We start from the raw sequence: 22,122 nt of genomic DNA, 5'->3' as shown, positions 1-22,122 counted from the left end.
GCCGGGCGCCGCGCTCCGGGACTTATGCAACGAATCACTGTTACGGGACACTAGAGACCGCGTTCACATTGTGGCTAGTGTTCATGATCACGCCGGCAGGCGTTTCGGCGCAGGTGCTGTATGGATCGCTCGTCGGGAACGTGACCGAAGAAACGCAGGCTGTGCTGCCCGGAGCCGACGTCACGATCGTCAACGAGGAGACGAATCTTACGCGCAGCGTGCGCACGAACGAGACAGGGGCCTACAGCCTCTCCAACCTGGTGGCGGGTACGTACACGATCACCGTGGAGATGGAGGGGTTCACCAGCTTCATCGCGGAGGAGGTCGTCGTCGCACAAAACAGCACCGTCCGGCGCGACGTCGTCTTGAAAGTGGCTGGCGTCTCGTCGGAGGTTACCGTCACCGCCAGGGTCCAAGCGGCGCAGCTGCAGACGGATCGCGGCGAGATCCGCCATGAGATCGAGACGAAGCAGTTCGAGGACCTGCCCGTGTCGCTCGCGGGAAACTACCAGAGCCTGTTGCAAACCATCCCTGGATTCGAGGCGGATCAGAACATGCGCCCGGGACGATTGGGCGGGTGCAATCCGTCGGGATCCGTGGCGTTCAGCGTCAATGGCACCACCACGTCGACGACGTCGACCAACGTCGATGGGGCGACCAACGCTCACATCTGGAACGTGGGCCGGTCCGCGATCGTGCCGACCCTGGAAGCCATTGACAGCGTGAACGTGGTGACCAACAGCTTCGACGCGGAGCAGGGCCTGGCCGGAGGCGCGATCATCAACGTTCAGACCAGGACGGGGTCGAATGAGCTCCGCGGCTCGCTGTTCGAGCACCACTTCAATCAACACATGAAGGCGCGCGACTACTTCCGCCCGGAAGGCCGGGGGAAGGACAAGCTCATTCAGAATCGATTCGGCGGCACGCTCGGTGGTCCCCTCACGCGTGACCGGTTGTTCTTCTTCAGCAGTCTTGGCGCCATCCTCCAGCGCGACAACGGCAACCGCCTCCTGTCGCTGCCCTCGGCCGCCGTCCGGTCGGGGGACTTCTCCCAGTTCGATACCATCATCTACGATCCGGAGACCGGCAAGCCTGACGGCACGGGACGCCTCCCGTTCCCGAACAACACGATCCCAGCCGACCGCACCGATCCGATCTCGAAGCAGATTCTCGAGCTGACGCCGCTGCCGAACTTGGAAGGGCTGGAAGACCCGGAATCGAACAACTTCTTCGCCAGCCAACCCTTCGCTGGCGACCGCTGGTCTCTCGACAACAAGGTCACCTGGCAGGCGACGGCCAAGCTCAATGCGTTCCTGAGCTGGAACTACGCGCACCACCGATCCAAGCACATCACCGCGTTCGGCCGGGACGAGGGCTACATGGACGGCCCGCGCGTCGGCGCGGGCAACGCCGGCGACACATGGGGCTACAACAACCGCATCAGCGCGGGCGTGAACTACATCTTCGCGCCGACGCTTCTCATGGACGCCTTCTGGGGGTGGACGCGGCAGAACACGAACGTGGAGCAGCCTGGAATTGGTGAGAACTACGGGCTCACGGTGTTCGAGCTCCCAGGCACCAACGGACCGGAGCGGTTCCAGAGCGGCTGGCCGAAGTTCCAGATCAGCGGCTACAACGCGCTGGGGACGGAAGAGCCGTGGACCCCTTACTACCGGAATGACAATCAGTACTCCTTCCGCACCAACTTCACCAAGCTTGCCGGGAGCCACGAGATTCGCTGGGGCGCCGACATCAACGCGGAGCAGATGAACCACACGCAGCCGGAGTTCCAGGGAGGCGCCTCGACGGGTGCGCGCGGCCTCTTCGAGTTCGGGACCGGCCCCACGGCGGCTTGCCTGGAGTCAGACGAGAGCGGCGGCTGCGCCCTGGTCAGCGACACGACGTCAGAGGTCAACGGCATGGCGAGCTTTCTGCTCGGCCTGCCCACACTCGTCGGCAAGAATCAGCTCAACGTGCTTCCGTTCACGACACGCACATGGCGCTACAGCCTCTATGCGCGCGATCGCTGGACGATGAGTCCGAAGCTGACGGTCAACTACGGCGTTCGCTGGGAGTACTTTCCGATGCCCACCCGTGCGGGTCGCGGCTTCGAGCGCTACAACCCGGAGGATGATCGCATCTACGTCGGCGGCGTCGGCGATGTGCCGGAAGACCTCGATGTCGAAGGCAGCCTCACGTTGTTCGCGCCCCGGCTCGGCTTTGCGTACCGTGCCACGAACGACCTCGTCTTGCGCGGTGGCTTCGGCGTGACCTGGGATCCCTACTCGCTGGCGCGTGCGCTGAGGACGAACCATCCGGTGCTCAGTGAGCTGGTCGTGCGGGCCCCGAGCTCACTGTCGCCCGTCTCGCGGTTGGGCGATGGTATTCCTCCCATCGAGGCGCCCGGTCTCGGAGAAGGCGTCATTCCCATTCCGGGAGATGTCTCGGCGCAGACGATACCGCTGGAGCTGGAGCGAGGGTACATCCAGTCATGGAACCTCACCGTGCAGCGCCGGCTCTTCGCGGGATGGGTGGGAGAGCTCGCCTATGTCGGCTCACGGCAGATTCATCAGCTCGGGTATCGCCAGTTGAACTGGGCGCCCATCGGCGGTGGTGAGGCGGGGCGCCAGCTGTTCGAGCGGTTCGGCCGAAGCGCCGACACGCGCGAGGTGGCACCGGTGGGCAACAGCCATTACGATGCCCTGCAGGCGCATGTTCAGCGGCGCTTCTCCGACGGCTTCTCGCTCACGGCCGCCTACACCTGGGCCAAGGCCATCAGCGATTCTGGGCTGGATCGCAGCGACAGCACGGTCCGGATCATGATTCCGGAGTACTACCACTTGAACCGCTCCGTCAGCGGCCTCGTGCGCCGGCACAACCTCCAGATCACGAACATCCTCGCGCTGCCGTTCGGCCGAAGCCAGCGGTGGCTGAACGAGCCAGGCGTATGGTCCACCATTCTCGGCAACTGGCAGACCAACAGCATTATCTCGGTGATGAGTGGCCGCCCGTTCTCCATCACCGCGTCCGGAAACGCGCTCAACGCGCCAGGCAACACGCAACGTGCCGACCAGGTGAAGCCGGAGGTGGAGATTCTCGGCGGCGTTGGACCAGGACAGCCCTATTTCGATACGACGGCCTTCGCGCCGGTCACCGAGCCACGCTTCGGGACGGCGGGGTTCAATTCGCTGTACGGCCCCGGGCGGGTGAACTGGGACTTTGGGCTGTTTCGCATCTTTCGCCTGACCGGAGGAACGACGCTGGAGCTCCGCATGGAGGCGTTCAACTTCACCAACACACCAAAGTTCGGTAACCCGAACGGCAATGTGAACGCCAGCTCCTTCGGGCAGATCTCAACGGCAAGCGAGGAGCGGCAGTTTCAGGTCGGCTTCCGAATTCAGTTCTGATATCTATCGCTTCCGCGTGCGCTTGGCAGGCGTGAGAGGCTCTGCTCCAATGCCTTGACGATGGCCGGGTCGGCGCGCTGCCACATGCGCTGCAACTGCAGGTAGGTCTCGCGTGCGGCGGCGTCGCTCCCCATGCCTGCGAGCGCGCGTGCACGCCCGAGCAGCGACAGAGCACGCGCCGGCGCGCGCCGGAGCGCCAGCTCGAACTGCACGCGGGCGAGCTGCGGCTGTCCGAGCGACAGGAGCATCTCGCCGAGCAGCTCGTGCGCCGGTTTGGGTGGAGACGAAGGTCCGGCTTCGTACGGCGTCTTGTCTTCAATTGCCACAGCGGCCCTCATCAGCTCGAGGGCCTTGGTGCTCTGGCCGTCGGTCATTGACAGCATGGCCGCGAGCTCCCGCTCCATGATTGAAACCGCCTGCGCATCGACGGGATGCATGTGGTCCATCTGACGCACGTCCTGCCATGATCCCACCCTGCCCGATATCGTGCGAATGGCGGCGAGCGCCTGCGTGGCCTCGTCGCGCTTGCCGTGATTCAGCGCGCTCAATCCCGCGGCGAGATGGTGCGCCGCAAAGCTTAGCCGGTCCGGCGCCGCCACGTTCGTCGACACTCGTAGGGCTCGCCTGTCTCGAGCGCATACATCGCGCGCGTCTGCACGACATGGAAGCGCGCCAGCGGTGTGGACCGCTCCGCCGCCAGTCGCTCCATCGTCTCCAGTGCCTTGCGCCCATCGGCGAATCGGCCCTGCTGCAGGGACGCGTATTGAAGCCACCAGAGCGCATGGTAGCCTCCAGATTCCAACTCGCGGCCCGTACGTTCGGCGCTTCGCTTCGACGCTTCGAACGCCTCTTCATTCGATTGCGCTGCCTCATTCCACATCCCCATCGCGAAGAAGATGTGGGAGGGCATGTGCCGTGCGTGAGGCGCCTCCGGGGCCGCCTTCGCATACGCACGTGCGGCGCGTAATCCGAGCGGCGCATGAGCCGGGTCGTCGTAGCAGTGGATGGCGTAGTGGAGCGCCCCGGGGTGCTCCGGGTTGTTGGTCAGAATCTCTTCGGCGATCGCGGCGGCGCGCATGAAAGTGGAAACGTCCCGCCCCTCGTGGGATGTACCGAGGAGGCTGAGGGCGAAGAACGCAGCCGCTTCGTCATCGTCTGGATAGCGCGCGTGCAGGCGCTGCATCGCGGCGGCGTACTTCACGTCACGCTCTTCTTTCTTGCCGTTCCCGTAGAGGATCTCGACTGCATTCAAGTAGGCCGCTTCTCGTGGTGTGGGCGCCTTCGCGCGCCTCGCTTCGGGCGTCGGGCCGAGCCGCTCGAGCACGCCGCGCGCGGAGGCGATGTCCTGCGCGAACCACAAGGGCTCGTTGTCGGTCATCGCCTCGCCCCAGTACGCCATGACGAACGCGGGAGCGGCGCGTTGCGCGGCGCGGAACGCATCCCGTGCCTCGCGATACTGAAAGCTGTGCAGAAAGCCGACACCGCGCAGGAAGCGCTGCTGTGCCCGGCCGGACTCCGACGTGGGAAAATCGATGCGGCCGAGACCGAGCTCCTGCGATTGCCCGGCAGAGAAGCCAACGAGGACGCCCAACGCAATGGCTGCAATGGTTCGAAACACCGTGCCCAGGATTCTAACCTCGAGGTGCGCGGGATGATCGTCACGCGCAGGAATGCGCTCGCATCGATCGTGTTGTTGCCCTTCTCCCGGCCCGCAGATGAGGGGGTGGCGTTCGTGGACTACGGCGCTGAGTTTCGGGTCGACCTCCAGGCATCCGGCCCTCGTGTCAAGCTGTTCGACCTCCGAACGCTGACGAGCTGGCAGACGCCGGCGGAGCGCTTCTTCACGTTTCACCAGACCAAGCCGGTCGTCCAGGTCGATGTGCGCGACTGGAGGCTGGAGATCACGGGATCGGTCGCCCGCGCGCGCACGCTCACCTATGCGGATCTCGCGGCGTTGCCGGCCCGCCGCGTCGCCGCCACGATCGAGTGCTCCGGGAACACCGGACACTCCCGGATCATGAACGGGCTGGTGAGCAACGGCGTGTGGAGCGGTCCTCAGCTCGGGCCGCTGCTGCGCGAGTGTGGCATTCTGCCCGAAGCGCGCGAGGTGGTGTTCTTCGGCGTCGACATCGAGCTCGAGCCGAAATGGCCGGCGGGAGACCGTGAGCTGGCCGCGCCCCACGGCCGCAGCATCTTCATCCAGGACGCCCTCGAAGGCGATGCGCTCCTCGCACTGCAGCTCAACGGGCGGCCGCTCCCGCCGGAGCACGGCTATCCGCTTCGTCTCGTGCTGCCTGGCTGGTACGGCATGACACAGGTCAAGTGGCTGAACCGAATCCTCGTGCTGGACCGTCGCTACGAGGGCCGCCACATGGCTCGCAACTACCACTCGATCCAGAGCGGTCGCGGCGGCCTCGTGCTCGAGACCTCGATCAGCCGAAACCGGTTGAAGTCGGTGGCGGCGCGCGTTGACCGCGCGGGCGCTGGCTGCCGAATTGCCGGTGCGGCGTGGGGCGGCCCGCACGCCATCGAGCGCGTGGAGGTGCAGATCGACGGCCAGCCGTGGAGGAGCGCGACGCTGGAGCGCCGAGGAGATCCGCACGCCTGGTCGCTCTGGACGTTCGAGTGGACCGACGCCGCACCGGGCATTCATACGGTTGTGTCGCGCGCGATTGACTCGTGCGGCCGGATCCAGCCGGAGCGGTCAGCGCTCATCAGCGCGCGTGAGGACAACTCGCAGTGGCCCCGGAAGGTCGCCGTCGCTCACGGCTTCAGGAAGTGATTCAGCCACTCGAGCGCGAATGACACTGCCTTTGGTGTCGGCGTGTGACCCGCGCGGTGATTGAGGTAGCCCACATGCTCCGGCTTGCCCGTCAGGCGGTATACGGCCCGGGCCGTGTTGATGTAATGCCAGCTCTCGTCGGTGTCGTACTCATCGCCGGATTGCGGTTAGCCGTTGCGCCGTGACGCACGGTGGCGCCGTGAAGCATGCCTGCAACGGTCGCAGAACACGCGAGCGGCATGCGGCAGGCGGTCTTCGGGAGGAGAGACGAGCCAGACGTCACACGCGATCTCGGATTCTTTCAGGCGCAGGCAGCGGAATCCGCTGGCCGTCGCACGGTGGTGCGTGAGCACGCCGGCGTTGCCGGAAGTCCGCATCATGCGCTCGATCGCCTCCTCGCTTTCCAGCTCCATCGTGATATCGGGTGCGCCTCCGCCCGTTGGAAGAGCGGGTCGAGGACCGCGGGACCAGCTTTTATATGACCGCGTCGGTGTGCACGCCGTCACGGAGCGGTCTCATTACCGGACGATACCCGCAGCGGAACGGGGTCTACGAGATGATCCGCAACGACATGGTGAACTACGGGCACCGGTACAGTGCTTTGGAATACGCCATGTCGCCGGAGATGACGCTGGGGCTCGATCCGCGCGAGAAGACCGCTGGCGACGCGCTCAAGACCGCGGGATACACCAGCGCCGTCATCGGGAAGTGGGACCTCGGTCAGGCCCGTCGCTTTCTCCCGCTCCAACGTGGGTTCGATTACTTCTACGGGCATGGGAACAATGGGATCGACGATTACACCCACGAGCGCTACGGCGTGCACTCGATGTTCAGAAACAATGCGCGCACGAAAGCCGACCAGGGGATGTATGCGACCGATCTCTTCCGGCGGGAAGCCGTCCGTTTCATTCAGGACAGCCGGGACGAGTGTTGGTGCCGGACTTCGTCTCGACCTGTGTGAGCGCGCCACCCACCCGGCCGAACTCGGCATCCCAGGTCGAGGTGGTGATTCTGAACTCTCGGACCGACTCCTGCGTCGGAATGACGACGTTGCCGCCCAGCACGTTCTCGTTGTTGTCGACCCCGTCGAGCTGCATGCTGCGAGCGCCGTTGGGCTGGCCGTTTGAGCTGATTGACACCGACCCCTGGGGGTTCTCCGCGAGGCCGACTTGGCCCGCGTCTCTCATGGCGCCTGGCGCGAGCAACTGCAGATTCGCCACGTTGCGGCCGACGGTCGGCACCTGTGTGATCAACCGGTTCTCCAGCGTTGTGCTGACGTCGGCGCGTTCCCCTCTCAGAAGAGGAGCAGCCGCGCTCACCACCACTTCCTCGTTCACCTCACCCAAAGTCAGGCTCACGTCTACCCGGACCGTGGAGTCGACCGACAGCAGAACGCTCTCCCGAATGAAGCCCCTGAACCCCGCCTTTTCTACGGTCAGGATGTACTCTCCGGCCGGGACGCGGGCGTGGGTGTAATAGCCGAGGTCATTCGTCTTGGTACTGAAGGTGACGCCTTTCGTGACCTCGGTGATGTCGACTGTAGCGGCGGGAACCGCAGCGCCGTCAGGATCCCGCACTCCCCCCGTGATCGTGCCCGAGGTGGCTTGCGCAGAGACACGTGACACGGTGGCGATGAGCAGGAGACACACCGTAATGAGACGTGACATGTCGTACTCCCATCTTGGTTGGCTCTGGAATGAAGTCTGCCTTGGTCGTGTCTGTCAAGTGGTGGAAAAGCGCGATATTATTATCCTTTCGATTGCTCGGATCAGCGATTAGCCTCTAGTACTAGCTGGTGGCATTTGCGAATTTCCGGTCAAAGATCTCACGCAGAGTGCACACGGCTTAGGGGTTTGTCAAGGATGCACTTTTCGGTAAGGTAGTTACGAAATGGTTGAGGACGACTCCTTGAGTGGTGCTCGACGCGAATCGCCGGAGGGCCGCTCCATTCGCGTCGCCTCGATGGTCGAAAGCATCGTCGGGTGCAAATGGTCGATCCATCTCCTCCAACTGTGCGCCGAAGGCCACCGCCGTCCCAGTGTGTTTCTCCGGGCCTGCCCCGGGTTGTCGGCGAAGGTGATGCACGAGCGGCTGCGCAAGATGACCGCCTTCGGTATCGTGCAGCGCACGGTCGTCGGTGAGAAGCCTCCCGTTGAAGTGGAATACCAACTGACGCCGTTCGGCCTGCGCTTCATGCGGATTCTCAAGGAAGTGCGTCGTCTTCAGGACGCCGTTGACCAGGGGGCGGTCTCGAAAACCGGCGGACCAGACGCAGAACCGAAACGGCGACGCCTGATGACGCGTCAGAAAGCACGGTCCGAGGGGTGGCAGCAGCCGATGTTCGCAACCGGAGCCGAAGGGGCACGGCGTGCGGCAAGCCCGCCTGGCGTTCTGGACCGGGGTATCGAAGCTACTTTGACGAAGCCGGCGGCCCCCTTGGCAAGACGACGTGAAGACTGAAGCGTCGGTCTCGCCGAGGATCTGCGGAATCCAAAACCCCATGATTCGGCACACGCTCGTGCGCCCGCGGAGGGCCAAAACCTCGTCGGCGTATCGGAGGATTTCCTCGGCGGGCCGACCCATCCTGCATACGGTCGCGGGGTTCAGCGTGGTTGCTTGATCTCGATCATGGGCTCTTCGCGCGGCCGGTCGATGCCCGGCACACGCGCCTCACTTGGAGCTTGTGCAAGGACCGCGCCGTGTCATTGCTGATGGCACAGCTGTTGCTTCTTCACGAATGGCGCGCGGCCCGCGCAACGCACGAGGAGGCTCAGTGTCGGAGGCGAAGACCCTTCGTACGCCGTACGCGGCTGACGTGGACATCGATACGGTCCTGTGGGGGCTTCGTCCTCGTGGCACTGCTTGCCGTTCCCGTCTATCTCTCCGGCGAGCCAGCCGAGGAAGCCATCGAGCATCTGGCCGGCGTCAGTGAAGCACTCATCGAGCAACATGAGACGTGGGCCGCGGGTGCCCTCGTCGGGGTGGAGGGGCTCGGTGTGCTCGGACTCATCGGCCTGTTTCTCCTGCGACGGAATCCGGTCCTTCCGACACGGTTCCTCGGCACGACGGCGATCGTGCTGATCATCACCACGGCTGTTCTGGCGTGGACGGCGAATCTCGGCGGCCAGATCCGGCATACCGAGATCCGGCCCAGCGGATCATCGCCAGCCCTTGCCGTCGCCGACGAGCGCTGACGTGCGCAGCGGTGGACGTGGAGAGCTCGTCGCGTGGTCTGCTCGGTCGTTCGCCTCGCTCCTCAGCCGGTTCGCAGTCGATGCACAGACGGGCGGCCGAAAGGGCGCGCGACCGCTCGATCAGGAATCTGCAATTTGAAAATCGGGTAGTGAGAAATCATCACGGTCGAGCATGCCTCTCAGCGCGCCGGGATTCCGCAGTTCTCGCATGAACAGGTGATCGCCTAACGCAGCCTTGAGGCCGACAGCGCGCTGCCGAGCCATGTTCAGCGGCAGTGTCGACCTCGGACACCGGCGCGTCTCAGCAGCGCCATCATCGGGCACCAGTTGGTAAAGGCCGACTGAAACAACGCGGAAGCCGGAGCACGATCGGGGCTCATCGTCGCATTCGTGATCGGCTTGGTGTTGGGCCCGTCGCTCACCTGAACACCGCCGGGCGCGCGAAGCGCGAGCCTTGACGCGGCCGCCCGGCGCGGCATCCTGGATTGCGTGATGGCCACCGGGCCGTTGGGGGGTGGGAAAGTACCGTGTGCCGCCTGCCGAACCTGTCGAGTCGGCAGCGGGGCATCGTGCAACGGGTGTGAACGGTCACGCAGTAGGAGGGAGACATGACGCGTGACGTTGCGCGATATGGCGAGCAGCATCCGCGCTGCGGACAGCTCCTATTTCAGCTGAATCTTCACGCTGACCGCGCCGCGTAGATCCCCCAGCTCGTAGCCCGTCGCCTGGTCGTCGGGATAGAGCTTCTGAAGCTGATTCCTCAACTCAGGCGAGAGGTGCTCGGATGGACCGTGACACTGCAAGCAAACGGGTGATCCAATGAAGATCGGTCGCATGTAACGCAGGTAGCGGCGGCTGTCCTCCTGGACCACTTCGGCGTGTTCATGGCCGGAGCCGAGCTGACGTTCCGCCTTGAGCACCGCGAACCGGTGCAGAACCGTCGTTTCGTAGCGATCGGGTGTGTCCGCCGGATTCCGAACCTTGAGACTCACCCGGCGGACACGCCAGCCTTCTGCCTCATGGCGTGTGGCCAGGCCGAGCGCGACGGTACCACAGGCGGGAATTGCTCCTGCGGCGCCCTTGGCCGCGACCTCTTTCTCGAGCAGGGCGCGCGTATCCCCGATGATCGTCGCGACGACCGCACGTACTTCACGATACTCTGGCAGCGTGGTCTGACTGACTCGAAGAAGGAAGACCATCAGGACGACCAGCGGTAACATTGCGATGTGCTTCATGGCTGCCTACCGCACGTCAGGCCACTTGCCCCAGGGTTGACACGATGTCACGATAGTCGGCGACCACCTGGTTGTACCACTCGCGTCCTGTCGGGCCAATCGTGACCCGCTCGATGCTCCCAAAGGTGGATGACAGTTCTTCATCCTGAGCTGCCGTAAGCAGTGCGGCCACGGTCTCGTCAAAGAGCCGGTTCTCACGCCCTACGTGCTCACGGACGCTCGCGACGCATTCTCGGACGTGGACGATGAAGGTACCGCGAGCTCCCGCGTCTTTCTGCTGCAATAGCTTCAGCTTCTGAGTGGTTTGCTCGAACATCGCTCGGTGAGTCGCGTGTTGAGCGGTCAAGGCGCAGACTAACTCTGCTTCTCGTCGGCTTGCGAGAAGCAGTGGGAAGAGCCCTGCCTCTTCCTTCTCGTGATGGCATTCGCAGACAGACTGGCGGAAGAATCGGAGGATGCCTGCCAGCATCTCCGGACCGACGTAGCGCCCCTCTTGGAGTCGACGCGCCGCGGCTTCAAAGACCGCCAGCATAGCTTCGATGTCGTAATGATCTCGACGAAGCGCACTCAAGACGCGCATGGCCGTTGCTCGAGGGTGACGCCAACAATGTACTGATAGGCTGGACGCCAATGCAAGTGCGCGGAATCACCTCTATGAGCGGTGAGGAACCCAAGACCGGTCCCTCCCCCCTCACGGGAACGTTCTGCGAAGATTTCCGCAGTACACCCCGCAATATTCCTCAGTCCTCGGAAATGGCACACGTCACGGGCGTACAAAAGAGATTAAAGATCGCATTGGTACAGGATCTGCTCACGCGGTGATCAGGGGTACTGTGCCGCTGAAGCAAGCCGATGCTACACGAACGCCGGTCATAGCCGCGGGCACGGGGGCACAGCGACGCCAGCTGCCGAGCTGGATTCCTCATCTTCCCCCGTGCAACGCGGCGTGTCCGGCGGGGGAGAACGTGCAAGCCTGGCTCGAGCTGGCGCAGGCTGGCGAGTACCGCCACGCCTGGGAGAGCTTGGTGCGAGACAATCCGCTTCCGGCGGTGCACGGACGCGTCTGTTACCATCCCTGTGAAACACACTGTAATCGCGCCGAGCTCGATGCGGCCGTGAGCATCCATGCGGTGGAGCGCTTCCTCGGTGATCTGGCGGCCGCTGAGGACTGGCCGCTTCCGGTCGACGCCGCGCCGAGCGGCCAACGGGTGCTCGTCGTGGGCGCAGGGCCGAGCGGCCTCTCGGCCGCGTATCATCTGACCCGCCTGGGCCACGCCGTGGAGATCCACGAGGCTGGCCCTGTTCCCGGCGGCATGCTGCACGTCGGCATTCCCGCATATCGCCTGCCGCGCGCGGACCTCCTGAAGGAAATCCAGGGAATTGAGCGCATGGGTGTCCGGATTGTCCTCGATCACAAAGTCGACGATGTGCTCGGCCAGCAGGCGGACACCGGCTTTCTGCGACGGGTACCGGGCCTCGTGCTCGACGCGGATGGCACGGTCATCGTCGGCGACGACATGATGACCGGGCACCCCGGCATTTTTGCCGGCGGCGATATGGTGCCGAGCGAGCGCACGGTCACGGTCGCCGTCGGCCACGGGAAGCGCGCCGCGCGGCACATCGATGCGTGGCTTCGGGCGCGACGTACCAGAGACCGGCCAAGAATCCCTCGATTCCGTTCGACATGCTCGACCTGCCGTTGTTCCTCGAGGCGGGGCGCCGTCAGGAGTCGAGAGTCCCCGCGGCGGCACGGGTCGGGTTCGACGAGATCGTCCATGGCTTGAGCGAAGACGAGGCCCGATTCGAAGCGGGGCGGTGCCTGTCGTGCGGCAATTGCTTCGAGTGCGACACCTGCTTCGCCGCCTGCCCCGAGCAAGCGATCACGCGTCTCGGGCCTGGGCAAGGCTACCGCGTCGAGCCGGACCTCTGCACCGGCTGCGGCATCTGCTTCGAACAGTGCCCCTGCCATGCCATCGAGATGCAGGCCGACCCCTCGGCCGCCGCGGCGCCGCTTGGGACGTTGGGCGAGCCCCTCGCGCCACACCGGTTTCAGCTGCGCGAGTAAGGAGCGCGACAGAAAGGGAACGCGTCATGGCGCGCAGGACTCTCGACGGCAACGCGGGCGTCGCCGAGGTCACCTATCGCACGAACGATGTGTGCGCGATCTACCCGATTACCCCCTCGTCGCCGATGGCCGAGCTGGCCGATGCATGGGCTGCGGAAGGCCGGACGAACCTGTGGGGGACGGTGCCGATCGTGCAGGAGATGCAGTCGGAGGGTGGCGCCGCGGGCGCCGTGCACGGCGCGCTCCAGGCCGGCGCCCTGACCACCACCTTCACCGCCTCTCAAGGCCTGCTGCTGATGATCCCGAACATGTTCAAGATTGCCGGCGAGCTGACGCCGTGCGTCTTCCATGTCGCCGCTCGCTCGGTCGCCACCCAGGCCCTCTCGATCTTCGGCGATCACTCCGATGTCATGGCGGTCCGCAGCACCGGCTTCGCGTTGCTGGCCGCGGGATCGGTGCAGGAGGCGCACGACCTCGCGCTGGTTTCGCAAGCGGCGACGCTCGAGGCGCGGGTACCGTTCCTCCATTTCATGGATGGGTTCCGCACCTCGCACGAAGTCAACACCGTCGTGATGCTGTCGGACGACCAGCTCCGCGCCATGATCGACGATGAGCTCGTGCGGGCGCACCGCCAGCGGGCCTTGAGCCCGGAGCGGCCCCTGACACGAGGGACCGCGCAGAACCCAGACACGTTTTTTCAGGCGCGCGAGACAGTGAACCCGTTCTACCTCGCGACACCCGCGGTCGTACAGTGCGCCATGGACCGCTTTGCCGCGCTGACCGGCCGTCAGTATGACCTCTTCCGCTACGACGGCCATCCCGACGCCGAGCGTGTCGTCGTGGTCATGGGCTCAGCGGCCGAGACGCTGCGTGCGACGGTTGCCTACTTAACGGCGCACGGGGAGCGTGTGGGTGTGCTGCAGGTGCTGCTCTACCGACCATGGTCGAAGGCGAGCTTTCTGGAGGCGCTGCCCGCCAGCGTGCGCCGCGTTGCGGTGCTCGACCGCACCAAGGAGCCAGGCGCCCCGGCGGAACCGCTCTGTCTCGACGTCACCCGGACCTTGGCGGACGCGTTCACACGCGGCACCCGTGCCACTCTTCCATTCGTCGTCGGTGGCCGGTATGGCCTGTCGTCCAAAGATTTCACACCAGCCATGGCGAAGGCGGTGCTCGATCACCTGACGAGCGAACGTCCTCGTACCGGGTTCACGCGCAAGGCTACTTCGTCTATGACAGCCACAAGGCTGGCGCCGAGACGATCGGTCATCTCCGCTTCGGTCACGTGCCGATTGCGGCCCCGTACCTGGTGCAAACAGCCGATTTCATCGGCGTGCATCACTTCGAAGTCCTGGACAAGATGGATGTCTTGCGGCACGCCCGTGACGGCGCGACCGTGCTCATCAACGCCCCATACGATGCGGCGACCGTGTGGGATCATTTGCGCCGACCGGTGCAACAGCACATGGTCGAGAAGCATCTTCGCGTGTTCGTCATCGACGCGAGCGGGGTGGCGCAGCGCCTCGGCCTCGGGCCGCGGGTCAACACAATCCTGCAGACCTGCTTCTTCGCGATGAGTGGCGTGTTGCCGCGCGAGGAAGGGATCCGGGCCGTCCGTGCAGCCATCGAGGAGACGTACGGCGACAAAGGGCCTGCGATCCTGGAGAGGAACTTCGCCGCCGTCGATTCAGCGCTCGATCACCTGCATGAAGTGGCCGTACCGGCATCTGTAACCTCGACGGAAGAGCTCCGTGTCTTTGTGCCGGCGGACGCGCCGGACCAGATGAAACGGATCGCGGCGCTGCAATTTGCCGGTCGCGGCGATGAAATCCCAGTGAGCGCGATGCCGATCGACGGAAGCTACCTCGGCGGCACGACGCAATACGAAAAGCGGAATATTGCCTTCGAGGTGCCGGTCTGGAAGCCGGAGCTGTGCATCCAATGTGGACAGTGCGCCATCGTGTGCCCGCACAGCGTCATTCGTGCCAAATGCTACGACGCGGCCTTCCTGAAGGGAGCCCCGGACGACTTTCTCTCAGCGCCGGTCAATGCGCGCGGCTATCCGAACCAGCGGTTCACCCTGCAGATCGCGGTCGAGGACTGCACGGGTTGTGGGGTCTGCATCGATCATTGCCCGGCGCACGATCCGCTCGAGCCAACCATCAAGGCCATCAATCTCCATGAGCGGCGGCCGCTCGTCGAGCCCGGACGGCGTTCGCTTACCTTCTTCGACACGCTGCCGGAGCACGCGCGGTCGCAAGTGGACTTGCACCTGGCCCGCGGGGTGCAGTTCGTGCGCCCGCTCTTCGAGTTTTCCGGTGCCTGTGCGGGCTGCGGCGAAACGCCGTATCTCAAGCTGCTGTCGCAACTGTTCGGGGATCGGCTCCAAATTGCAAACGCTACCGGCTGCACGTCGATCTATGGCGGCAATCTGCCGGCATTGCCCTGGGGGCCGGGCCCCGATGGGCGCGGTCCGGCCTGGAGCAACAGCCTCTTCGAGGACAACGCGGAGTTCGGGTTCGGCATGCGGCTCGCGGTGGACCAGCAGGTCGCAGTGGCGCGGTCGCTCGTCCGCGCGCTGGCGGAACAGATCGGCGCGGGGCTCGCGACGGAGATCCTTGAGGCGCCGCAGGGCACGGACAGCGAAATCGTGGCGCAGCATGAGCGAGTCGAGGCGCTCCGGCGCGCGCTGGCGGATGCGACCGAGCCTCGAGCCAGGGACCTCCTCGCGGTGGCCGAGTATCTCGTGCGCCGGAGCCTCTGGATCGTGGGCGGCGACGGCTGGGCGTACGACATCGGCGCCGGTGGCCTGGATCACGTGCTGGCACAGGTGCGTGACGTGAATATCCTGGTGCTGGATACGGAGGTCTATTCGAATACGGGCGGCCAGGCATCGAAGGCCACGCCGCTTGGCGCCGCCGCGCAGTTTGCCGCCGCCGGGAAGCGCACGCCCCGCAAGGATCTTGCGCTGCAGGCGATCGCCTACGGCCATGTCTATGTCGCACAGATTGCGCTAGCGGCGAATCCGGAGCAGACGATCCAGGCCTTGCGGGACGCCGAGGCGTATGAAGGGCCATCGCTCATCCTCGCCTACAGCCAATGCATCGCGCACGGATACGACTTGCGCGACGGGATGAAGCAGCAGCGCCGGGCCGTCGCCAGCGGATACTGGCCGCTGTTCCGGTACGATCCCCGGATGCGCCAGGCCGGCCTGAATCCCTTCCGCCTCGACAGCACCCGCCCGACACTGGCGGTCGAGGACTTCGCCTATCGCGAGCTCCGCTACCGGATCCTGACGCAGACCCGGCCCGAGGATGCGCGGATGCTAATGCGCCAGGCACAGGCAGCGGTCGACGAGCGCTACCGCATCTACGAGGACATCGCCGCAAGAGACGGCACGAGGTTCCATCCCTTCTGGCAGGAGGAGGTGCGTTCCTGAGCCACGCGCAGGGTCACGTCACGTGTGCAAGCTGGGTCGCGCGAGGGAAGAGGATGTTGTTCTCGAGGTGCACGTGGATGTGCATGTCACGCTCGAGCTCGGCCAGGCCGTGGTAGAGCCCGCGGAACGTTGGGCACGCGTCTTCCGGGGGCGCATAGCCCCGCGTGATCTCCCGCAGCGTCGCCAGGGCCACACCGGCCGCCTCATGCTCGGCCTCCATCACCTGGATGGGCTGGTCGATCCCGGTCCATCTCCCACCAGGGCTCTCGCCTGCGTTGTGCGCGGCTTCGAGCGCCGTAATGGCTGGGAAGAGCACGTTGTCTTCTTTGTGCATGTGATCGATCAGGTCGTACTGGAAGCGCTCGAATGTTGCCTGGAGTGGCACTAAGACCTCTGGAAGGCGCTCGCCGTGGCGGCTGACGACTGTTGTGAGCATGGCCGAGAGACGTCCCAGCTCGGTTCGCAGTGGAACGTGGTAGCGCTGTTGAATGTACGCGATGAGGTCGGTGAGCGTCGCGTCCTCCCACTGGGTGGTCTCCGCGGGCGTGATCATCGCTGCGCGCAAGTCGGCCAGGAGCGTCTCCAGGTTGACGCCGTGGCGAGCGCACGCGTCAGCGAGCGGAATCTTGCCTCCACAGCAGAAATCAATGTGATACTGCTGAAAGACCTTGATGGTGGCCGGGTGGAGGGTCGCCACATCGGCGACGGTGGTCTCGCATGTGATATCCATAATGGGGCCTTTCGCGGTGGCAAGCAGTGCCGACGCCTTTTCCGTTGATCAGCGTACGGCCCATCACGGACCCTGTCGTTGATCCAGCGCAAACTGCAGTAGCAGGTCGGTGCATGAGGGCCCGACCTTTAGGGCGAGCGTACCGCACGAGGGTTTGTAGGCCCGACCCCTCGATCGGGCGCCGGGCAGATATGCAGACGGACGCACCGTCCGATCTCAGTCGGTCGCGCATCTTCGACGGCCTCACCGAGAACGAGCGCGCGACATGGCTGAGTGAGTCACTTGCGTGTCAGGTGCGGCGCGGGGAAACCCTCGCCCGGCAGGGTGAGCCCGCGCACTGCTTCTATTTGGTTGAGACTGGCTTCTTGAAGCTCGTGCAGGTGACGGCCGACGGTCGCGAGCTGATTGTGCGTTTCGTCGGTCCCCGTGAGCCATTTGCTGGCATTGTGGCCCTTGACCAGGCCGACTATCCGGTGACGGCGCTCGCAGTCGAATCGACGCGCATGCGTGCGTGGCCGCGTGACGTGCTCATGCGGCTGCTCGAGCGCTTCCCCGTGGTGCGCACGAACATCATGCGCGAAATCGCGCGGCACATGAACGATGCGCTCACGCGCGTCCGGGAGTTGACGACCGATCGCGTTGGCCAGCGGTTGGCCCACACGTTGCTCCGCCTGATGCGGCAGTGCGGCCAGCCCACGCCGGATGGCATTCTGATCAGCCACCCGTTGACCCGGCAGGAGCTTGCCGCGCTCACGGGCACGACCCTCTACACGGTGAGCCGCACGCTGTCGCAATGGGAAGCCGAGGGCCTGCTGCGCTCCGAACGCCGCCGCCTACTCGTACGCTCACCCCGCGGCCTCGAAACGCTGTCGCGCAGCGACGATGACTGATCGCCTTTCTCTTCCGACGTTGCGCCAGCGCAAAGCACCTGCCCAGAGTATTCGGTAACGTGGTCATGACCGTGCGGAGCGAAGGATCGCCCCGAGCGCGACGCCGGTCAAGGAGACACACGTCATGCGAGATCCGAGCCTGGGCACAGTCATGATCCTGGCCGTGGTCGGTGGCGTGGCCACGCTTGTCGCGGGCGTTCTGCTGGTCAGGACCGAGACGGCGCCGCGGCAATCACCGGACGCCAAGGTGTTCGGTTCGGCGCCGGCCATCGTGTTTCAGGAGGACTACAACGGCCCGCCTGTCACCGGGCGCAACGTGACGCGGGCACCGGCGCTCGCACCGCTTCAGGCGGGCAACACCACGCACCACGTGCGGATCGACGTGGTCGCCGCCGAAATCGAGGTCGCGCCGGGCGTTCGATACCAGGCGTGGACATTCGGCGGCACGGTGCCCGGCCCCGTGCTGCACGTGCGTCAAGGCGATCGCGTGGTCTTCACGATGAAGAATCGTAGCGACACGGCGGTGACGGTCACCAAACCGTCGGCCGATGCGTCGCCGTTCCTCCGCGACCTCCCGCGCGACAAGCTCCAGAAGCCGACGCCGGCCGTGGCGCCGATGCCGCACTCCATGGACTTCCACGCCGGCACCGTCGCGCCGAACGACAAATGGCGCATGATCCAGCCTGGCGAGAGCATCCGTTTCGAGTGGGTGGCGAACTATCCCGGCGTGTATCTCTATCACTGCGGTGTCGCACCGGTGCTCATGCACCTGGCGATGGGGCAGTATGGCGTGGTGGTCGTCAGCCCGCGCCAAGGATTCCCGACTGACGACCTGGTGGACCGTCACTACGTGGTTGTGCAGTCGGAGTTCTATCTGAAGCCGAGTGACGGCGACCTGCACGTGCTCGACTTCGACCGCGCGATCGCGAAACAGCCGTCGCAGGTGGCGTTCAACGGACACACACAAGCGCTTACCCAGTCGCCGCTCGTGGCGAACGTCGGCGAGCGCGTCCGCCTCTACGTCCAGAACGTCGGACCGTCAGATGGCTCGAGCCTGCACATGGTCGGGGCAATCTTCGACCGCGTCTTCTTCGAGGGCAATCCGCGCAACGAGTGGACCGGCCTGCAGACCGTGCCCTTTGGTGCCAGCAACGGCGCCGTGGTCGAGCTCATCGCGCCCGAGGAAGGCACCTACATCCTGGTCGACCATGAGTTTGCCGACGCGCAGCGTGGCGCCATTGGGTATCTCCAGGTGCGCTCGCCTTCAGGGCAAACGACTGAACGCCGGCCGACCATGCAGCATTGAGCGCAGCACTCTGGCGCTTTACGGTTGGGAGCCGTGAGATGAACGTGAGTCTCGAACGCACGGCGACCAGCACCTCGACCGGTCGTCGCTTCTTTCCCGCTCCCACCCTGCCGCTCGCCTACTTCGCGGGCGCGCACCTCGCGCTGGCGCTTGCGTTCGCCGCGCTCATCGTCCGGCCCGATCTCCCGGGCACCTTCCATTACCATCCGCGACTCGTGGCGCTCGTGCATCTGGTGACGCTCGGATGGATCTCGGCGTCGATTCTCGGGGCCTTCTACATCGTCGGTCCGCTCGTGCTCGGCCTGCCGTTTCGCGCGACACGCCGTGATGCGGTGGCGTGCCTGTCGTTCTGGACAGGAACGTGCGGCATGGTCGTCGGATTCTGGTCAGGTCGGTATGCGCTGGTCGGCGGCGCGTCCCTGTTTGTGCTCGGACCGCTGGCGTTCATCGGGGTGCGCGCGATTCTGGCGCTGTACGCCTCGCGGCTGCCGCGCGGAGTGTCGCTTCATGTTGGACTGGCCTTCACCAACGTGGTGGCCGCCGGACTCCTCGGGCTGCTGCTCGCCATCAACCGTTTGACAGGGAAGCTGCCCTGGTCGCCCCTGTCCCTGGCCATCGCCCATGGACACTTCGCTGTGCTCGGCTGGGCCACGATGATGATCTTCGGGGTGGCGTATCGGTTGATCCCGATGTTTCTGCCAGCGGCGATGCCACGCGGACGAGGGCTGGCGGCCAGTGCCGTCCTGCTGGAGGTCGGAACGCTAGGTCTCACGTGGTCGCTGATCAGGGACGCGCGTCCGGCTATCTGGGTTGTCTGCGTTCTGGGCGCGTTCGTCACCTTCTTCGTTCAGGTTCGCCGGATGGTGCGCCAGCGACGTCCACGCCCCATCGAGCTGCCACGCCACGATTGGTCCACGTGGCAGACACATGTGGCCCTGCTCTACCTGCTCGTCGCGGCCAGCCTCGGGATCTGGCTTGCGGTCCGCGCAGCACCCCCTGCTGTGACGTGGGCGTACGGCGCCGCGGGAATCGTTGGTTTCGTGGCACAAATGGTGGTCGGCATCCAGGGGCGGCTTCTCCCGCTGCATGCATGGTACCGATCATTGGGGCGCGCTCACGGCGTGCCGCCTGCGCGATCCGTTCATCGGCTGATCGAGCCACGGCTCGCCCTCGTCGTCTTCCTCTTGTGGCTTGTCGGCCTGCCAATGCTCATGAGTGGCCTGATGGGACAGCCGCACCTCTTGGTCGCCCTCGGCGCCGCGTCCCTGCTCGGTGCGACGTTCGTTAACGCCTCGCATGCCGCGCTCGTCATCCGGCGCGCGCAGCCCAGGAATGATCCTGAGACGCAGGCCTAGCCCGGCCTAGCCCACGACGATCTTCTCGTCCTGTGCGGACATTTGCCCAGTGCACCCCGCAATATTCCTCAGATTGCCAGGTTCGTGGTGTGAACGTCAGCCACGCGACGGACGTAGCGCGGCCGCAATCGCGACGAAGCCGGCGCCGATACCGGTGAGCAGTCCACCGAGCACGGCGGCGAGACAGGTCACCTGCCCGGCCAGGTACGTGCCCATGAGTGCACTGCGCAAGCACTCGCCGGTGAAGGCGACGTGTTGCAGTTGCGCGAGCTGCTGGTCTTTCCGTGCGCCGGCGATCCACGCCTCGTTGATCTCGGCGTAGGTACGCCCTTCGGTGGCCGTCTTGATGTGCGCCGCGATCACATCTGCGAAGATTCTGGCCTCTTGGGCCGTCCGCACCCGGGTGCCCGCGTACCGCGCGAGGTGCTCCGGCAGCTCCGTCGAGCTCGGGAACGTGATTCTCTGCCCCTCAAGCTCCCGTCTGATCCTGATCCGTCCACGGCGTCCTTGAGCGATCATCACCGATCCCGCGACCACTAGCGCGCTACCGAGAAGCCTGAGGAGCGCGGGCGTCGCGATCCGGGTACGGTCCTCATGCGTCGTGCCTTCGCGTACGTGATGAGACTCAGCCATCGCAGCGGCCGTCGATGCAAGTGACGGGCCACTGACTCCGCGGTCTCGCTTTGAGTGTGAGTCTCCTGAGCAGCCTACCGTTCCACAGCGAGTCCCGCGCTTGCTCTTACGTAAACGCAAACGTGGGGGATTCTTCCCGAGGCGGCTGGGCAATGGTCCCCAACAGCGTTGGTGGCAGCCCGCACGGCTGCGGCTCGCGAAGGTCGTCCGCCCCTATTGGGACAGCGTGGTATGACCCGCAAGCCACCAGTCAACGTCGCGGCCTCCGTTCGCGCGAGGCCCCTGAAGGTGAGCACGGCGCGGCAGGAAGACTTCACGCTGACGCTGGCACGGGACCTGCTTCTCAGCTGGGTAGGCTTGGACGGCCGCAGCGGAAACATACGTCCAGCGTTTCTTGGGCTGTCGCGACAATCGGCCCTCCTGCCGCAGGGTCAGAAACCCTACGAGGGTGACGAGGAGGATCCGATGCCACGTGAGATGTTCGGCGACATCGTTGAGCCGCCGATCACGGTGGGATCGAACAAGCGATATTCGGTCGCGATCTCGATTCTGCTCCACGCCGTGATCGTCGGAGCCGTGGTGATCATTCCATTGATGGCGACCGGCACGCTGCCGACGCCCCCCGCGATGATGGCGTTCGCCGCAGCACCGCCGCCACCGCCTCCACCGCCGCCCCCACCGCCACCACCGCCCGCAGCGGCGCGGCCGGCCACGGTCAAGCCTGTTGAGGTCAATCCCGCCGCGGCGCCCATTGAGGCGCCATCCGAAATCAACCCGGAGACACCGCCGTCGAGCGTCGTCGGTGTACCGGGTGGTGTCGAAGGTGGTATTCCGGGCGGCACGGTGGGGGGCGTTGTGGGCGGTCTTCCTCCTCCAGCGCCGCCGCCACCCCCGCCACCGCCAAAGCCGGTGCGTGTCGGTGGCCGTATCAAGAAGCCTCGCAAGATCAGGCATGTCGATCCCCAGTACCCGCAGATCGCGCAGTCGGCGCGCGTGCAGGGCATCGTCATCATCGAGGCCACCATTGGGACCGACGGCAGAGTGACGAACGCGCGGGTTCTCAAGTCCATCCCACTGCTCGACCAGGCT

At 65.2% G+C, this 22,122-nt stretch carries 16 protein-coding genes and 3 pseudogenes (1 of these 19 only partly in view); 11 read left to right on the top strand and 8 right to left on the bottom strand.

Features of this window, described 5'->3' with window-relative positions; all coding sequences use genetic code 11:
* The first annotated feature begins 83 nt into the window (after window positions 1–83).
* Window positions 84–3,407, top strand: a complete 3,324-nt coding sequence (locus GEV06_23435; GenBank protein MPZ20833.1) for a hypothetical protein — start codon at window positions 84–86, stop codon at window positions 3,405–3,407.
* Here the strand turns inward: GEV06_23435 and GEV06_23430 are convergent.
* Window positions 3,398–4,018 (bottom strand): hypothetical protein, encoded by a 621-nt coding sequence (locus GEV06_23430; GenBank protein MPZ20832.1) that lies wholly within the window; start codon window positions 4,016–4,018, stop codon window positions 3,398–3,400. The genes GEV06_23435 and GEV06_23430 overlap by 10 nt on opposite strands.
* Window positions 3,985–4,317, bottom strand: coding sequence for a hypothetical protein (locus tag GEV06_23425; protein ID MPZ20831.1), 333 nt, complete (start codon window positions 4,315–4,317; stop codon window positions 3,985–3,987). Before GEV06_23425 ends, GEV06_23430 begins: the two co-directional genes overlap by 34 nt.
* A gap of 69 nt (window positions 4,318–4,386) precedes the next feature.
* On the opposite strand from GEV06_23425, the gene GEV06_23420 reads away from it, so the two are divergent.
* Window positions 4,387–6,189, top strand: coding sequence for a molybdopterin-dependent oxidoreductase (locus tag GEV06_23420; protein ID MPZ20830.1), 1,803 nt, complete (start codon window positions 4,387–4,389; stop codon window positions 6,187–6,189).
* Window positions 6,190–6,356: 167 nt separating this feature from the next.
* Here the strand turns inward: GEV06_23420 and GEV06_23415 are convergent, their stop codons facing one another.
* The gene (locus GEV06_23415; GenBank protein MPZ20829.1) at window positions 6,357–6,602 is read right to left on the bottom strand and encodes a hypothetical protein; all 246 of its coding nucleotides are present in this window, start codon (window positions 6,600–6,602) and stop codon (window positions 6,357–6,359) included.
* Window positions 6,603–6,667: 65 nt separating this feature from the next.
* Here GEV06_23415 and GEV06_23410 point away from each other — a divergent pair, with 65 nt between their 5' ends.
* On the top strand, window positions 6,668–7,150 hold the full coding sequence (locus tag GEV06_23410; GenBank protein MPZ20828.1) for a sulfatase-like hydrolase/transferase: 483 nt from the start codon (window positions 6,668–6,670) through the stop codon (window positions 7,148–7,150).
* On the opposite strand, the gene GEV06_23405 is transcribed toward GEV06_23410, so the two are convergent.
* A complete protein-coding gene (locus GEV06_23405) occupies window positions 7,095–7,856 on the bottom strand; it encodes a hypothetical protein (GenBank protein ID MPZ20827.1) in 762 nt (253 codons plus the stop codon). The genes GEV06_23410 and GEV06_23405 overlap by 56 nt on opposite strands.
* A gap of 223 nt (window positions 7,857–8,079) precedes the next feature.
* Here GEV06_23405 and GEV06_23400 point away from each other — a divergent pair, with 223 nt between their 5' ends.
* Together GEV06_23400 and GEV06_23395 are read left to right on the top strand one after the other, a co-directional pair.
* Window positions 8,080–8,649, top strand: coding sequence for a hypothetical protein (locus GEV06_23400; GenBank protein ID MPZ20826.1), 570 nt, complete (start codon window positions 8,080–8,082; stop codon window positions 8,647–8,649).
* A 392-nt stretch (window positions 8,650–9,041) separates the two neighbouring features.
* Complete coding sequence (locus GEV06_23395; protein MPZ20825.1) at window positions 9,042–9,383, top strand: hypothetical protein; 342 nt, start codon at window positions 9,042–9,044, stop codon at window positions 9,381–9,383.
* A gap of 662 nt (window positions 9,384–10,045) precedes the next feature.
* Here GEV06_23395 and GEV06_23390 read toward each other — a convergent pair.
* Together GEV06_23390 and GEV06_23385 are read right to left on the bottom strand one after the other, a co-directional pair.
* Window positions 10,046–10,618 carry a DUF3365 domain-containing protein gene (locus tag GEV06_23390; GenBank protein ID MPZ20824.1) on the bottom strand — a complete coding sequence of 191 codons (573 nt, stop codon included), beginning with the start codon at window positions 10,616–10,618 and terminating at the stop codon, window positions 10,046–10,048.
* 16 nt (window positions 10,619–10,634) lie between these two features.
* Entirely contained in the window at window positions 10,635–11,198 is a 564-nt protein-coding gene (locus tag GEV06_23385; GenBank protein MPZ20823.1) for a hypothetical protein, read from the bottom strand.
* Window positions 11,199–11,439: 241 nt separating this feature from the next.
* Between GEV06_23385 and GEV06_23380 the strand changes: the two are divergent.
* A pseudogene (locus tag GEV06_23380) lies at window positions 11,440–12,683 on the top strand (NAD(P)-binding protein).
* Window positions 12,684–12,709: 26 nt separating this feature from the next.
* Window positions 12,710–16,119: pseudogene (locus GEV06_23375) on the top strand (4Fe-4S dicluster domain-containing protein).
* A gap of 13 nt (window positions 16,120–16,132) precedes the next feature.
* On the opposite strand, the gene ric reads toward GEV06_23375, so the two are convergent.
* Window positions 16,133–16,849: an iron-sulfur cluster repair di-iron protein gene (gene ric / locus GEV06_23370; GenBank protein MPZ20822.1), complete on the bottom strand. Its 717-nt coding sequence runs from the start codon at window positions 16,847–16,849 to the stop codon at window positions 16,133–16,135.
* Between the two features lie 113 nt (window positions 16,850–16,962).
* Between ric and GEV06_23365 the strand changes: the two genes are divergently transcribed.
* The 3 genes from GEV06_23365 (at window position 16,963) to GEV06_23355 (ending at window position 20,400) form a co-directional block, all read left to right on the top strand.
* Window positions 16,963–17,739, top strand: coding sequence for a cyclic nucleotide-binding domain-containing protein (locus tag GEV06_23365; protein MPZ20821.1), 777 nt, complete (start codon window positions 16,963–16,965; stop codon window positions 17,737–17,739).
* A 151-nt stretch (window positions 17,740–17,890) separates the two neighbouring features.
* On the top strand, window positions 17,891–19,045 hold the full coding sequence (locus tag GEV06_23360; protein MPZ20820.1) for a multicopper oxidase domain-containing protein: 1,155 nt from the start codon (window positions 17,891–17,893) through the stop codon (window positions 19,043–19,045).
* Window positions 19,046–19,089: 44 nt separating this feature from the next.
* On the top strand, window positions 19,090–20,400 hold the full coding sequence (locus GEV06_23355) for a hypothetical protein (GenBank protein ID MPZ20819.1): 1,311 nt from the start codon (window positions 19,090–19,092) through the stop codon (window positions 20,398–20,400).
* 96 nt (window positions 20,401–20,496) lie between these two features.
* Here the strand turns inward: GEV06_23355 and GEV06_23350 are convergent, their stop codons facing one another.
* Window positions 20,497–20,919 (bottom strand): hypothetical protein, encoded by a 423-nt coding sequence (locus tag GEV06_23350; GenBank protein ID MPZ20818.1) that lies wholly within the window; start codon window positions 20,917–20,919, stop codon window positions 20,497–20,499.
* A gap of 345 nt (window positions 20,920–21,264) precedes the next feature.
* On the opposite strand from GEV06_23350, the pseudogene GEV06_23345 reads away from it, so the two are divergent.
* Window positions 21,265–22,122, top strand: a pseudogene (locus GEV06_23345) (TonB family protein) (it continues 60 nt past the right edge of the window).

Origin of the sequence: Luteitalea sp. (assembly GCA_009377605.1) — a bacterium.
In the GTDB taxonomy this organism is placed as follows: domain Bacteria; phylum Acidobacteriota; class Vicinamibacteria; order Vicinamibacterales; family Vicinamibacteraceae; genus WHTT01.
The sequence above is the reverse complement of the archived record's forward strand: the minus strand, read 5'-3'. Positions and strand labels throughout refer to the sequence as shown.